The sequence below is a fragment of the Mesorhizobium sp. AA22 genome, from assembly GCF_001672375.2.
GTDB lineage: Bacteria > Pseudomonadota > Alphaproteobacteria > Rhizobiales > Rhizobiaceae > Mesorhizobium > Mesorhizobium wenxiniae.
On the sequence record NZ_CP048406.1, the window covers coordinates 4,817,485 to 4,831,641 of the forward strand.

General features: G+C 63.3%; 11 protein-coding genes and 1 tRNA gene. 8 read left to right on the top strand and 4 right to left on the bottom strand.

Going from position 1 to position 14,157, the window contains the following annotated elements; genetic code table 11:
* Positions 1-16 precede the first annotated feature (16 nt).
* Positions 17-1,393, top strand: a complete 1,377-nt coding sequence (locus A9K68_RS23265) for a TIGR03808 family TAT-translocated repetitive protein (RefSeq protein ID WP_065010404.1) — start codon at positions 17-19, stop codon at positions 1,391-1,393.
* Between the two features lie 8 nt (positions 1,394-1,401).
* Here A9K68_RS23265 and A9K68_RS23270 read toward each other — a convergent pair whose 3' ends face one another.
* Positions 1,402-2,406, bottom strand: coding sequence for an asparaginase (locus A9K68_RS23270; protein WP_065010476.1), 1,005 nt, complete (start codon positions 2,404-2,406; stop codon positions 1,402-1,404).
* A 231-nt stretch (positions 2,407-2,637) separates the two neighbouring features.
* Positions 2,638-3,804, bottom strand: coding sequence for an acetyl-CoA acetyltransferase (locus A9K68_RS23275; protein ID WP_065010475.1), 1,167 nt, complete (start codon positions 3,802-3,804; stop codon positions 2,638-2,640).
* Between the two features lie 224 nt (positions 3,805-4,028).
* Between A9K68_RS23275 and betI the strand changes: the two genes are divergently transcribed.
* From betI to betB, 5 genes are all read left to right on the top strand, one after another.
* Positions 4,029-4,619, top strand: coding sequence for a transcriptional regulator BetI (gene betI / locus A9K68_RS23280; protein WP_065010403.1), 591 nt, complete (start codon positions 4,029-4,031; stop codon positions 4,617-4,619).
* Complete coding sequence (gene betC / locus A9K68_RS23285; protein ID WP_065010402.1) at positions 4,616-6,145, top strand: choline-sulfatase; 1,530 nt, start codon at positions 4,616-4,618, stop codon at positions 6,143-6,145. Before betI ends, betC begins: the two co-directional genes overlap by 4 nt.
* Positions 6,142-7,143 (top strand): threonine/serine dehydratase, encoded by a 1,002-nt coding sequence (locus tag A9K68_RS23290; RefSeq protein WP_065010401.1) that lies wholly within the window; start codon positions 6,142-6,144, stop codon positions 7,141-7,143. Before betC ends, A9K68_RS23290 begins: the two co-directional genes overlap by 4 nt.
* On the top strand, positions 7,136-8,788 hold the full coding sequence (gene betA / locus A9K68_RS23295; RefSeq protein WP_065010400.1) for a choline dehydrogenase: 1,653 nt from the start codon (positions 7,136-7,138) through the stop codon (positions 8,786-8,788). The genes A9K68_RS23290 and betA overlap by 8 nt, the downstream gene beginning before the upstream one ends.
* A gap of 63 nt (positions 8,789-8,851) precedes the next feature.
* Positions 8,852-10,315 (top strand): betaine-aldehyde dehydrogenase, encoded by a 1,464-nt coding sequence (gene betB / locus A9K68_RS23300; protein WP_065010399.1) that lies wholly within the window; start codon positions 8,852-8,854, stop codon positions 10,313-10,315.
* 9 nt (positions 10,316-10,324) lie between these two features.
* Here the strand turns inward: betB and A9K68_RS23305 are convergent, their stop codons facing one another.
* The gene (locus A9K68_RS23305) at positions 10,325-11,236 is read right to left on the bottom strand and encodes a LysR family transcriptional regulator (protein WP_065010398.1); all 912 of its coding nucleotides are present in this window, start codon (positions 11,234-11,236) and stop codon (positions 10,325-10,327) included.
* Between the two features lie 98 nt (positions 11,237-11,334).
* On the opposite strand from A9K68_RS23305, the gene A9K68_RS23310 reads away from it, so the two are divergent.
* Positions 11,335-12,222, top strand: a complete 888-nt coding sequence (locus A9K68_RS23310) for an NmrA/HSCARG family protein (protein WP_065010397.1) — start codon at positions 11,335-11,337, stop codon at positions 12,220-12,222.
* A 117-nt stretch (positions 12,223-12,339) separates the two neighbouring features.
* Here the strand turns inward: A9K68_RS23310 and A9K68_RS23315 are convergent, their stop codons facing one another.
* Positions 12,340-13,860, bottom strand: coding sequence for a phosphomannomutase/phosphoglucomutase (locus A9K68_RS23315; protein WP_065010396.1), 1,521 nt, complete (start codon positions 13,858-13,860; stop codon positions 12,340-12,342).
* 203 nt (positions 13,861-14,063) lie between these two features.
* Between A9K68_RS23315 and A9K68_RS23320 the strand changes: the two genes are divergently transcribed.
* Positions 14,064-14,140, top strand: a tRNA-Pro gene (locus A9K68_RS23320).
* Positions 14,141-14,157: the final 17 nt, after the last annotated feature.

Consider the following 14,157-nt stretch of genomic DNA (forward strand, 5'->3'; position numbering starts at 1 on the left):
CTGGGGATCTGTGCCGATGTTGAACAGACGAAAATTTCTCGCACGAACCGCCGGCTTTGCCGTCCTGGGCCTCTCGCTCGGCAAGGCAGCTGCGGGCAGCCTGCCCGGAATCGACATTGCCTCGATGCGCGGCTCGATCAACGCTGCCGACCTCGGCGTGCGGCCTGGCGCGCTTGACGACCAGAGCAAGGCCTTCGCCAGGCTGCTGCGCGACGCAAACGAACGCGACATGCCGGTGTTCCTGCCGCCGGGAACCTATGTCGTATCCAACCTGTCGCTGCCCAGCCGCGTCAGGCTTTCCGGCGTGCCGGGCGCATCGCGGATCGTCTATGGCGGCAACGGCCATCTGCTCATGGCCGAACAGGCCGGGCACATCGAATTCACCGGGCTAGTGTTCGACGGCACCAACCGCTGGATGGGCGATTACGCGCAAGGCCTGCTCGACCTCCGCCGCGTCGCTCACCTTGTCATCGACAATTGCCAGATATCAGGCAGCGGCAAGAGCGGCCTGGCGCTCGAGCACGCTGCGGGCCGCATCGAGCGCTCGGAAATATCGGGCGCGGCCGACGCGGGAATCTATTCGGTCGAAGCCGCCGGCCTGGAGATATCAGGCAACACCGTGTCCGACTGCGCCAATGGCGGTATCCTGGTGCACCGCTGGCAAGCGGCCGAGGACGGCACCATCGTCAGCGGCAACCGCGTAGAACGCATTCAGGCGCGTAGCGGGGGAACCGGCCAGAACGGCAACGGCATCAATGCGTTCCGCGCCGGCAACGTCGTCATCTCGGGCAATATCGTCTCGGACTGCGCGTTTTCGGCGATCCGCGCCAACAGCGCCAGCAATCTGCACATCACCGGCAACACCTGTTCGCGGTCCAGCGAAACCGCGCTCTATTCCGAATTCTCCTTCGAGGGAGCGATCGTCAGCAACAACATCGTCGATGGCGCCGCCAACGGCATCTCCATCGTCAATTTCAACGAGGGCGGCCGCATGGGCGTGTGTTCCGGAAACATCGTCCGCAATCTCTCGACCAGCGGCCCCTACCCTGCAGATGCGCCAGGTTTCGGCGTCGGCATCAGCGTTGAGGCCGATACCACGGTCTCCGGCAACGTCGTCGAGAATGCGCCGCTCTACGGCATGCACATCGGCTGGGGGCCGTTCATGCGCAATGTGGTCGCTACCGCCAACATCATTCGCAAGGCCGGAACCGGCATCGCCGTCACCGTGGTCGAGGGCGCCGGGACGGCGGTCATCTCCGACAATGTCATCGACGGCGCCCAAAACGGCGCGATCGTCGGCCACCGCTGGGCCGAGCCGGTGACCGGCGATCTCGCCTCATCAGGCAATGCCGGCTATGCGCATCTGACTGTCGAGCGCAATCATGTGAGCTAAAGCCGTTCTCAGCTCAATGCGGCGGTGGGGCGGAGTGCGCCGACTTTGGCGCCGATCCGGCTTTCGATGGGCGGATGTGCCTGTTCGATCAGTTTCGCCGCCAGCGCCTTGTCGGCGTGCAAAAGCCTGGCAATGCATGCCGCGACCATGACTTCAGCGGCGCGGCCAGCGCCATCATCGCATTTGAGAGCAATGCCAAGGCCAAGCTCCGGAAGTGCCGCGCAATAGACGCCTTCAGCCCCTCCCTTCACAAAAATCCTGTCGGGTGCGGCCTCCATCAGTGCAACATCAGCCCTGCCTGTGCCGGCGACCAGAAAGGGCTCGGCCATGCAGGCGGAAAGCAGCCGCTTTGCGGCCTTGGCGCGCACGGGTTCAAAGCCGACACCGGTCGCCATGCGGGCAAAGCCGAGCGCGAAGCTGCGTAGCGGCACGGCATAGGTCGGGATCGAGCAGCCGTCAGTGCCGCAATGATCGAAATCATGGGCAGCACCTGTCACCGCTCGCATTGCGTCGCGTACCATCTCCTGCGAGGCATGGCCTGATTTGACATAGCCGCGATGGGCGATGCCGGCGTGGACGCAGGTGCAGAGAAAGCCCGCATGCTTGCCAGAACAATTGTTGTGCAGTGCGTTTGGCGCCTTGCCGGCACGGGCGAGCGCAACTGTCGCCGCATGGCTGGACGGCCAATGGGCGCCGCATTCCAGCGCGGTCTCGTCCAGCCCGGCCTTCGCCAGCATCGCCCACGCAAGTTCGACATGCGCCGGCTCGCCGGAATGCGAAGCGCAGGCAAGCGCCAATTCGCGGTTGCCGAAACCGTACGCATCGGCCGCGCCGCTTTCGACCAGCGGCAGCGCCTGGATCGCCTTGACCGCCGAGCGCGGAAACACCGGGCGAGCCGTATCGCCGATTTCCCAGACCGGCTTTCCGTCGGCCTCGAAGACCGCAATAGCGCCACGATGCGCGCTCTCGACCACGGCGCCGCGCAAAACTTCGACCAGAACCGGATTTGTCATGAATTCCCCGCTAGAGCGGGATGCGTTCGATGGAACTTTGGCATCCCGCTCTATCTCTTTGTTTAGCCGCATTTCTGCGACGCCAAGCGATTCCACTTTTTGGCTGCAAAATGCTCTAGCGCATGACCTCGAAAATCGGAATCGATTTTCGAAAGGATCATGCGTAAATCAAAGTGTTACAGCGTCCTTTGCGCGCCGGAAGGGCGCGCGGCGCTGTAAGGCGGGCCGCTTTTATCTGATCCGATCGAGAATGGAAACGTAGTTGGCGACCGCGGCACCGCCCATATTGAAGATGCCGCCGAGCTTGGCCCCCGGCACCTGGATGCCGCCGGCTTCGCCGACGAGCTGCATGGCGCTCAGCACGTGCATCGAGACGCCGGTGGCACCGATCGGATGCCCCTTGGCCTTCAGCCCGCCGGACGGATTGACCGGCAGGCGGCCGTCCTTCGCCGTCTCGCCGTCCAGCGCCAATTTTGCGCCCTCGCCCGGTTTCGCCAGGCCCATCGCCTCATACTCGATCAGCTCTGCGATGGTGAAACAGTCATGCGTCTCGACGAAAGATAGATCATCGAGCGTCACACCGGCCTTCTTCAGCGCCTGGTTCCATGCATGCTCGCAGCCTTCGAACGCCAGGATGTCGCGCTTCGACATCGGCAGGAAATCCTGCACATGCTCGTTGGCGCGGAAGGCAACGGCGCGGCGCATCTTCAACGCCGTCGCCGTGTCGGCAAGGACCAGAGCTGCGGCGCCGTCCGAAACCAGCGAGCAATCGGTGCGTTTCAGAGGGCCAGCGACGAAGGGGTTCTTCTCACTCTCGTGCCGGCAGAACTCATAGCCGAAATCCTTGCGCAGCTGCGCATAGGGATTGTCGACGCCGTTCTTGTGGTTCTTGGCGGCGATCATCGCCAGCGCGTCCGACTGGTCGCCATAGCGTTGGAAATAGGCTTGGGCGATCTTGCCGAAAACGCCGGCGAAGCCTGCCGGCGTGTCGCCCTCCTCGGGCAGATATGAAGCCTTGAGAAGGTTCTTGCCGATTTCTGCGCCTGATGTCGTCGTCATCTGCTCGGCGCCGACCACCAGCACGATACGAGCGGCATTGGCGTCGATGGCGCGGATGCCTTGCCTGACCGCCGCCGAGCCGGTGGCGCAGGCGTTCTCGACGCGCGTCGCCGGCTTGAAACGCAGCCGGTCGTCGGCCTGCAGGATCAGGCTTGCGGTGAAATCCTGTGCGGAAAAGCCGGCGTTGAAGTGGCCAAGCACGATCTCGTCGACCTCGTCCGGACCGATGCCGGCATGATCGAGCGCCTCGCTAGCCACCTTGGTGATCAGGCCCTCCAGCGTCTCGCCTTCGAGCTTGCCGAAGCGCGAATGCGCCCAGCCGACGATGCATGCTGTCATAGCTATCTCCATCTTGCGGGCCGGGCTACGCGACGTCGCGGCGCGCCAAAGCATTGTTCAAGCATGAACCATTCCTGCGACTTCGTGAAGGGGCCAGAACCACACAATCGCTTGATCTTGATATCTGGTCACGGCACCTGACTTTTGCCACCAATTCAGCCCGGGATTTTTGTTGATTGATCCGTCAATAAAAAATAACCTTGTCGCCACAGGCCGGAGCAAGAATGCCGAAAATTGGAATGGAGCCGTTGCGCCGCAAGGCGCTCATCGACGCGACGATCTCGGCGATCGGCGAGCGCGGCTCGCTTGATGTGACCATGTCGGAAATCGCCGGACGCGCCGGCGTGTCCTCGGCGCTTGCGCATCATTATTTCGGCGCCAAGGACGAACTTTTGCTGGCGACGATGCGGCACATCCTGGCGGAGCTGACCGCCGATATGCGGCGCGCGCTTCGATCGGCCAGCACGGCGCGCGAGCGCGTTTCGGCGGTGGTCGCCGTCAATTTCTCTGACGTCCAGTTCCGCCCGGAAACGATCGCCGCCTGGCTCGCCTTCTATGTGGAAGCGCAGAAATCGTCAGCGCTGCGCCGGCTGCTCAAGGTCTATGCGCGGCGCCTGCATTCCAATCTGTTGAGCGGGCTGACCGGCATCCTGCCGAGAAGCGAAGCCGACCGGGTCGCCGAGGCGACAGCGGCGCTGATCGACGGGCTCTATATCAGGCGCGCGCTGAAGGACGGCGTGCCCAATGCCGTGACCGCGATCGCACTGATCGAGGACTATCTCGAAACGAAACTCAGCCGGCGGAGCGCACAGTGACGTCCAAGCGACCCAATTTCCTGATCGTCATGGTCGATCAGCTCAACGGCACATTGTTCCCGGATGGGCCGGCGGACTTCCTGCACGTGCCGCATTTGAAGGCATTGGCCGCCCGCTCGGCACGCTTTGCCAACAACTACACCGCCTCGCCGCTCTGCGCGCCGGGCCGCGCCTCGTTCATGAGCGGGCAGTTACCATCGCGCACCGGAGTCTACGACAATGCCGCCGAATTCGTCTCGTCGATCCCGACCTTCGCCCATCACCTGCGGGCAGCCGGTTACTACACCTGCCTGTCGGGCAAGATGCATTTCGTCGGGCCGGACCAGTTGCATGGCTTTGAGGAACGGCTGACCACCGACATCTATCCGGCCGATTTCGGTTGGACGCCGGATTATCGCAAGCCCGGCGAGCGGATCGACTGGTGGTATCATAATCTCGGCTCGGTGGCCGGCGCCGGCGTCGCCGAGATCACCAACCAGATGGAGTATGACGACGAGGTTGCCTTCCATGGGGTGCAGAAGCTTTATGATTTCGCCCGCGTCTCCGACGACGCTTCGCGCCGGCCATGGTGCCTGACCGTTTCCTTCACCCATCCGCACGACCCCTATGTCGCCCGGCGGCGCTATTGGGATCTCTACGAGGACTGCCCGGCGCTTGAGCCCAAGGTGGGCTTCATTCACTACGACAAGCAGGATCCGCATTCGCAGCGGCTCTACCGGGCCAGCGACTATGACAGCTTCAAGATCACGCCGGAGCAGATCCGCCGCGCGCGGCGCGGCTATTTCGCCAACATCTCCTATGTCGACGACAAGCTCGGCGAGCTTCTGGATGTTCTCAAGCGAACACGCATGCTCGACGATACCATCATCCTGTTCTGCTCGGATCACGGCGACATGGTCGGCGAGCGCGGCCTGTGGTTCAAGATGTGCTTTTTCGAGGGCTCGGCGCGGGTGCCGCTGATGATCGCCGGCAAGGGCGTACCAGCAGGACTGATCAAGGCCCCAGTCTCCAATCTCGACGTCACCCCGACGCTTTGCGACCTCGCCGGCATCGACATGAGCGCGATTGCGCCATGGACCGACGGCCAGTCGCTGCTGCCGCTGCTCGACAGCAAGACGCGCACCGCACCCGTGCTGATGGAATATGCGGCCGAAGGCTCCAACGCGCCGATGGTGGCGATCCGCGACGACCGATACAAATTCATCCATTGCGAGATCGATCCGCCGCAACTGTTTGATCTTGACTCGGATCCGCGGGAATTGACCAATCTCGCCGCCGACCCGGCTCATGCCCCCTTACTGGCTGCTTTCACCGAAAAGGTCCAGGCGCGCTGGGACATGGCCGCTTTCGACGCCGCCGTCCGGACCAGCCAGGCGCGCCGCTGGGTGGTCTATCCGGCGCTGCGCAACGGCACCCATTACCCCTGGGATTTCCAGCCGCTGCAGAAGGCATCTGAGCGCTACATGCGCAATCATATGAACCTCGACAATCTCGAAGAGAGCAAAAGGTATCCGCGAGGCGAATGATGACACCCCTTGTGCCCTCCCTAGATCATCTCAGGCAGGCCTATGCCGTCACCGCCAAGGCGACGCAGGTCACGCCATTGCTGGAATCGGCGGCGCTCGCCAGGGAGACCGGAGCTGCCCATGTTTTCGTCAAGCCGGAATCGCTCCAATGGGCGGGATCGTTCAAGGTGCGCGGCGCCTATTGGCGGCTGAAGCGGCTGTCGCCCGATGAAGCCAGGAAGGGCGTCGTCGCCTATTCCTCCGGCAATTTCGCACAAGGACTGGCCGCCGCCGGCCAGGCGCTGGGCATTCCGGTTACCATCGTCATGCCGATCGACGCGCCGGCCGCCAAGCGCGACGCAACGGCCGGCTATGGCGCGCGCGTGGTGCTGACCGACCATGGCGAACGCGCGCGTGAGGAGGTTGCCGCCGCCAAGGCGCGCGAGATCGCCGAGACCGAGGGGCTGGCGCTGCTGCATCCGTTCGACGACCCCGAGATCGTCGCCGGCCAGGCTGGTGCGGGGCTGGAGGCGCTCGAGCAACTCGATGCCAGGAATGCCAGCGCCGATCTGCTGTTCTGCGCGGTCGGCGGCGGCGGGCTGATCGGCGGCGTTTCGCTGGCTTTCCACTATCTGTCCCCGGCGACTGAGATCATCGGCGTCGAGCCGGAAGGTTTCAACGGCATGGGCGCGTCGCTGGCGAATGGCGCCATCGAGGCCATGCCGATCGGGCCGAAATCGATCTGCGACGGGCTGATGGCGCGAAAGCCCGGCGACGCGCCGTTCGCAGCGGTCAGGACCGCGGGCGTTCGCGGCATCACCGTCGACGACCAATCGGTGCGCTGTGCGATGCGGATCGCCTTCGAGCGGATGAAGCTGGTGCTGGAACCTTCGGGCGCTGCATCGCTGGCGGCGCTGCTCGGCGGCAAGGTGGATGTGAGCGGCAAGACGGTGCTCGTGGTGGCAACCGGCGGCAATGTCTCGCTCACCGATTTCATGGCGCATATGAACCATGCTTGAGGCGGATTTCGTCATCATCGGCGCCGGCTCGGCCGGCTCGGCCATGGCCTACCGGCTGTCGGAAGACGGCAAATATTCGGTGATCGTCATCGAATTTGGCGGCAGCGACATCGGGCCGCTGATCCAAATGCCGTCGGCGCTGTCGATCCCGCTCAACATGAGCCTCTACGACTGGGGTTTTGCCAGCGAGCCGGAGCCGCATCTCGGCGGCCGCGTCCTGGCGACGCCGCGCGGCAAGGTCATCGGCGGCTCGTCCTCGATCAACGGCATGGTCTATGTGCGCGGCCACGCCCGCGACTTCGACCACTGGGCCGAACAGGGCGCGGCCGGCTGGGGGTTTGCCGACGTGCTCCCCTACTTCAAGCGCATGGAGGACGCCAACGGCGGTGAGAATGGCTGGCGCGGCCACGGCGGCCCGCTGACCGTGCAGCGCGGCTCAAGGACGAATCCACTCTACGGCGCCTTCGTCGAGGCAGGCCGTCAGGCCGGCTTCGAGCTGACCGACGATTACAACGGCGCGAAGCAGGAAGGCTTTGGGCCGATGGAACAGACCATCCGCGGCGGCCGCCGCTGGTCGGCGGCGAGCGCCTATCTCAGGCCGGCGCTCAGGCGGAAAAACGTTAGCCTGGTCAAGGGTTTCGCACGGCGGGTGATCGTCGAGAATCAACGCGCCACCGGAGTCGAGATCGAAACGCGCAAACGGATTCAGGTGGTCAAGGCGCGACGTGAAGTGATCGTTGCCGCCTCCTCGATCAATTCGCCCAAGATCCTGATGCTGTCCGGCATCGGCCCGGCCGAACATCTCAGGGAATACGGCATTCAGGTAATCGCCGACCGGCCCGGCGTCGGTCGCAACCTGCAGGACCATATGGAGCTCTACATCCAGCAGGAATCGACGCAGCCGATCACGCTGAATTCGGTGCTGAATCCCTTCTCCAAGGCAATGATCGGCGCGCAATGGCTGTTCTTCAAGTCGGGTCTCGGCGCAACCAACCATTTCGAGGCGGCCGCCTTCGTGCGCTCGCGCGCCGGCGTCGACTATCCCGATATCCAGTATCATTTCATCCCGGCGGCGGTCCGCTACGACGGCAGGGCGGCGGCGAAGGCGCACGGTTTCCAGGCGCATGTCGGGCCAATGCGATCGAAGTCGCGCGGTTCTGTCACGCTGCGCTCGCCAGATCCCAAGTCGAAGCCGGTGATCCGCTTCAACTACATGTCGCATCCGGACGACTGGACCGAGTTCCGCCACTGCATCCGGCTGACGCGCGAGATCTTCGGCCAGTCGGCATTCGACCCTTATCGCGGCAAAGAGATCTCGCCGGGCTCGCACGTTCAGTCAGACGACGATCTCGACGCCTTTATCCGCGATCACGCCGAAAGCGCCTATCACCCTTGCGGCACCTGCAAGATGGGCCGCAAGGATGATCCGATGAGCGTCGTCGATCCGGAATGCCGTGTCATCGGCGTCGAGGCGCTGCGGGTCGCCGATTCCTCGATCTTCCCGCGCGTCACCAACGGCAATCTCAACGCACCGTCAATCATGACCGGCGAGAAGGCCGCCGACCACATTCTTGGCCGCACGCCGCAGGCGCCGTCCAACCAGGAACCATGGATCAATCCGCGCTGGCAGGTGTCGGATAGATAGGCGATGATCCGGCGGACTGTCTGCCCGCCGGCCCCCGGCGAAAGACAATTTGGAGAAACTCTCATGCGCGCCCAGCCAAAGGCATCGCACTATGTCAACGGACGCTACATCGACGACGAGCAAGGTGTGCCGCTGCCGGTGATCTATCCGGCAACCGGCGAGACCATCGCGATGCTGCGTTCGGCGACGCCGAACGTGCTGGAACTCGCGATCGAAGCAGCGCGTGCAGCACAACCGGCCTGGGCGCGGCTGAAGCCGGTCGAGCGCGGGCGCATCCTGCGCCGCGCTGCCGACATATTGCGTGCGCGCAACGCCGACCTGGCGCGCATCGAGACGCTGGATACCGGTAAGGCAATCCAGGAGACTCTGGTGGCGGATGCGCCATCGGCAGCCGACTGCCTCGAATATTTCGGCGGCGCGGTCGCTGCCTATAATGGCGAGTCCTTCGATCTCGGCGGACCCTTTGCCTATACAAGGCGCGAGGCCCTCGGCGTCTGCGTCGGTATCGGCGCCTGGAACTACCCGATCCAGATCGCCGGCTGGAAATCGGCACCCGCGCTCGCCATGGGCAACGCCATGGTGTTCAAGCCGTCGGAGAACACGCCGCTGTCGGCGCTGGCGCTCGCCGAAATCTATACCGAAGCTGGGCTGCCCGACGGGCTGTTCAATGTCGTGCAAGGCTACGGCGATGTCGGCGCCGGCCTCGTCGGGCACGATGTCGTCGCCAAGGTCTCGGTGACCGGTTCGGTGCCGACCGGCCGCAAGGTGCTGTCGCTCGCCGGTTCGAAGATGAAGCATGCCACCATGGAGCTCGGCGGCAAGTCGCCGCTGATAGTCTTCGACGACGCCGATCTCGAAAACGCCATTGGCGGCGCCATGCTCGGCAATTTCTATTCGACCGGCCAGATCTGCTCCAACGGCACGCGGGTCTTCGTGCAGAAGGGTATCCACGACCGTTTCGTCGAACGGCTAGTCGAGCGGACCAAGAAGATCCGTATCGGTGATCCGCTCGACCAGGAGACGCAGATGGGGCCGCTTGTCTCCAAGGACCAGCATGAAAAGGTCATCGGCTATATCGAAGCCGGCAAGCAGGATGGCGCCGTGCTCGCCTGCGGCGGCAACGTGCCCTCGCTGCAGGGTTTCCAAGGCGGCTTCTTCGTCGAGCCGACGGTCTTCACCGGCGTCACCGACACGATGCGCATCGCCCGCGAGGAGATTTTCGGGCCTGTGATGAGCGTGCTGAAATTCGACGATGAGGACGAGGTGATCGATCGCGCCAACGACACCGAATTCGGCCTTGCCGCCGGCGTGTTCACGCGCGACTTGCGACGCGCCCACCGCGTCATCGCCGAGCTGCAGGCTGGCACCTGCTGGATCAACGCCTACAATCTGACCCCCGTCGAGATCCCGTTCGGCGGCTTCAAGCAGTCCGGTATCGGCCGCGAAAATTCGCTGGCGGCGCTGGCGCTCTATTCGCAGTTGAAGTCGGTCTATGTCGAGATCGGCGATGTGGCGAGCCCGTATTGAGGCTCGCGGCTACTGCTGGTCAGCCGCTGTATTTGCCCGACTGGAAATCCGGTCGGATGCAAGCACGATGAATGCCTTGACGAGGGGCGAAAGATGCCGGCTGCTCGGATATAGAACATGCAGCCCGCCGACCGGCGTCGTGTAGTCCCGGAGAACGCGGCTCAGCCGCCCTCCATTGATGAGGGGCTCGGCGATGCTGTGCGGCAATTGGGCGATGCCGAAGCCTGCGAGCGTGGCCGCAACGACCGCCTGCATTTCATTAGCGGCGAAGCGCCCGGCCACCGTGACCGTTTCCTGACCGTGTGGCCCGTCCAGCACCCAATGGGTGCCCGAGGTCGAAGGGCCTGCGATGACGCACTGGTGGTGTGCGAGATCCGCCAGGCATTCCGGCATCCCGCGCCTTGCGAGATAGTCCGGGCTGGCGCAGAGCAGCCTGTGCGTGGAGCCGAGCTTGCGGGCGATCAGCGTCGAATCCTGAAGAACCCCGGTGCGGAAAGCGAGGTCTATGCCGTCCTCGACCAGGTTGAGCTTGTCGTCAGTCAGGCGAAGTTCGACTTTGGTCTTCGGATACATTGCCAGAAAGTCGACCACAGCAGCTGTGAGGAAATGACCCCCGAAGCCAACGGGCGCCGAGATGCGAATTGTGCCCGATGGCTCCGCCCTCGCTTCCGCGAGGCGCAGATTTGCTTCCTCGATCGTCCGCAGGGCCTGGCTGCTCTGCTCGTAATAGAGACGCCCGGCATCCGTCACGTTGAGGCTGCGCGTCGTGCGCTGCAGCAGGCGAACCCCAACCTCACGCTCAAGCGCGGCAACGCGTCGACTGACCGTCGTCTTGGGCATGGCAAGCAGCCGCGCAGCTGCGGTGAAGCTGCCAGCTTCGACGACGCGAGCGAACACCACGATATCATTAAGATCGAGCATTGTATCCTTGCATGGCACAAAGTTTTCCAATTGTAGGCAATTATGCATCAATGTGACAAGCCCTAATTTTGCTCCATCGGAAAAGAAGGAGCAAACACATGACCACCAAACGAAGCGTTCTGGTGACCGGTGCCACAGGCCAGCAAGGCGGCGCAGTTGCGCGTGCCTTGCTGTCGAGTGGGCACCGCGTCAAGGCACTAACGCGCAGGCCGGACAGCGATGCTGCGCGGCAATTGGCGTCGGCAGGCGTCGAGATCGTGGCCAGCGATCTTGGCGATACGGCCTCCGTTGTGAAGGCAGCAAAAGACGTCGATACCATGTTCCTGATGGGCAACAGCTACGAGGCTGGCATAGCACAGGAAACCCGCCAGGGGATCCTTGCCGCCGACGCGGCGAAGGCTGCCGGCGTCGGGCATTTGATCTATTCATCCGTTGCCGACGCCGACAAGAACACCGGCATTCCGCATTTCGAGAGCAAATATCTTGTCGAGCAACATGTCGCCGGGCTCGGCATCCCCTATACGATCAGCGCGCCGGTTGCCTTCATGGAGAATATCGTCGCGCCGTGGTCGATCGGCGCGCTCATCCGAGGCACGCATGCCTTTGCGATGCCTGCCAAACGTGTCCTCCAGCTGGTCGCACTTGCCGATATCGGAGCCTTCGTTGCCGCCCTGGTCGAGCGGCGCGAGCGCGTGTTCGGCAAGCGCTTCGATTTCGCCGGGAGCGAATTGTCCGGCGAAGACCAGGCCAAGATCCTTTCGCAGTCCATCGGCCGCCCCATCAACTATCAGGCAATTCCAATCGCGGTGGCCCGCCAACAAAGCGAAGATACGGCGCTGATGTTCGAGTGGTTCGACCGCGTCGGCTATGACGTCGATATCGCGGCTTTACACCGAGATTTCCCGGAGGTCCGCTGGCACAGTTTTGCCGACTGGGCGCGGGAGTTCGACTGGCGTGCCCTTGAGCGGGCTTATACCGCTGCCTGAGTTCCTGTAGAGATCATCGGCCGATGAAAACCTGGGGGAGCGGACCAGCTGCAACCGGAAACCCGTGATCCGCTTCCCCATCGTGGCCTTTCTCGCGCCGCGATGAAATGAGAGAACCTAGAACGTCTGGTTGTAGGCGCCGACCTCAGGGCTGCGGCGCAGCACCGCATCGACGCCTTCGAACATCTGCCGGCGCCGCTCGGACGACACCGGGCTCTCTACCACCACGACCAGCTCTGGCTTGTTCGACGACGCCCGCACCAGGCCCCAGGTGCCGTCCTCGGCAACGACGCGAACGCCATTGACGGTGATCAGATCGGCGATCTTCTGGCCGGCGAAGACAGTGCCATCCTGCTTCATTGCCTGAAAGTCGGAAACGACTCGCTCGACCACGCCGTATTTCAGCTCGTCGGCGCAGTGCGGCGACATGGTCGGTGTGCCGAAGGTCAGCGGCAGGGCGCGATAGAGATCGGCCATGCTGCTGGTCGGGCTGCGATCCAGCATCTGGCAGATGGCGATAGCCGTGATGAGACCATCGTCATAGCCGCGCCCGATCGGCGGATTGAAGAAGAAATGACCGGATTTCTCGAACCCGGCGATGGCGCCGAGCTCGGCCACTCGCCGTTTTATGTAGGAGTGGCCGGTCTTCCAATAGTCGGTGTCGGCGCCATCGGCACGCAGGGCGGCGTCGGTGTTGAACAATCCGGTCGACTTGACGTCGACGACGAAGGTCGAGCCGGGATGCAGTCGCGCGATGTCGCGGGCGAGCATGACGCCGACCTTGTCGGCGAAGATCTCGTTGCCTTCATTGTCGACCACGCCGCAGCGGTCGCCATCGCCGTCGAAGCCAAGCCCGACGTCGGCTCCCGTTTCCAGCACCTTGTCGCGGATGGCGTGCAGCATCTTCATGTCTTCGGGATTTGGATTATAGTTCGGAAACGTATGATCGAGCTCGACATCGAGCGCAATCACCTCGCAGCCGATCCGTTCCAGCGCTTCCGGTGCAAAGGCGCCGGCGGTGCCGTTCCCGCAGGCGGCGACCACCTTGAGCTTTCTCGCTATGCGCTTGTCCCGGGTCAGGTCGTCCAGATAGGTTTTGCGGAAATCCGCAACGAAGTCATAGCAGCCGCCGCCGACAAGGTCGAAGTCGCCGGCAAGGACGATCGTCTTCAATTCGCTCATTTCCTCCGGACCGAAGGTCAAGGGGCGCGCCGCCCCCATCTTGACGCCGCTCCAGCCGTTTTCGTTGTGAGAAGCGGTGACCATGGCCACGGACGGCGTATCGAGCGCGAACTGGGCGAAATAGGCCATCGGCGACAGCGCCAGCCCGATATCCTTAACTCGCGCGCCGGCGGCCATCAGCCCGGAAACCAGCGCCAGCTTGATCGCAAGCGAATAGGAGCGGAAATCATGACCGGTCACGATGTCCGGGCCGGCGCCCAGGCGCCGGATCAGCGTGCCAAGCCCCATGCCCAGCGCCTGGACACCGATCAGGTTAAGCTCAGGCGGCTCCGCAGAGCCAGGATGGCCGAACCACCAGCGCGCATCATACTCACGAAAGCCGGACGCCTTGATCAGCGCCGAGGTTTCAAACTCGAAGGTGTTGGGACGGGCTTCGCTAACGATCTTCAGGGGCAAGACAGCAACTCCAAGCGGCTGGAATCAGGGTGTTTCGAGGCGGGTGGCCGATACCTATTACACGAGCCTTTATGCAGTGTTTATCGCGCAGGAAACTGAAACCTGTATGACCTTAAGGCGAATGCGGAAGAAATGCGACAGAAGCGCCGCCATTGGCGCTTGCAGGAACGAAGTGCCACGGCTATAAGCCCGCGGTCTGGTCACGGAGTGTAGCGCAGCCTGGTAGCGCACATCGTTCGGGACGATGGGGTCGCAGGTTCAAATCCTGCCACTCCGACCAGAAGCTCCTCTCCTCTC

Bases quoted from the DNA above. Each gene is read 5' to 3' on its own strand.
- A9K68_RS23275 (WP_065010475.1), bottom strand. From the start codon at position 3,804: ATGACAGCATGCATCGTCGGCTGGGCGCATTCGCGCTTCGGCAAGCTC.
- betI (WP_065010403.1), top strand. From the start codon at position 4,029: ATGCCGAAAATTGGAATGGAGCCGTTGCGCCGCAAGGCGCTCATCGAC.
- betB (WP_065010399.1), top strand. From the start codon at position 8,852: ATGCGCGCCCAGCCAAAGGCATCGCACTATGTCAACGGACGCTACATC.
- A9K68_RS23270 (WP_065010476.1), bottom strand. From the start codon at position 2,406: ATGACAAATCCGGTTCTGGTCGAAGTTTTGCGCGGCGCCGTGGTCGAG.
- A9K68_RS23310 (WP_065010397.1), top strand. From the start codon at position 11,335: ATGACCACCAAACGAAGCGTTCTGGTGACCGGTGCCACAGGCCAGCAA.
- A9K68_RS23290 (WP_065010401.1), top strand. From the start codon at position 6,142: ATGATGACACCCCTTGTGCCCTCCCTAGATCATCTCAGGCAGGCCTAT.
- A9K68_RS23265 (WP_065010404.1), top strand. From the start codon at position 17: ATGTTGAACAGACGAAAATTTCTCGCACGAACCGCCGGCTTTGCCGTC.
- betA (WP_065010400.1), top strand. From the start codon at position 7,136: ATGCTTGAGGCGGATTTCGTCATCATCGGCGCCGGCTCGGCCGGCTCG.
- A9K68_RS23305 (WP_065010398.1), bottom strand. From the start codon at position 11,236: ATGCTCGATCTTAATGATATCGTGGTGTTCGCTCGCGTCGTCGAAGCT.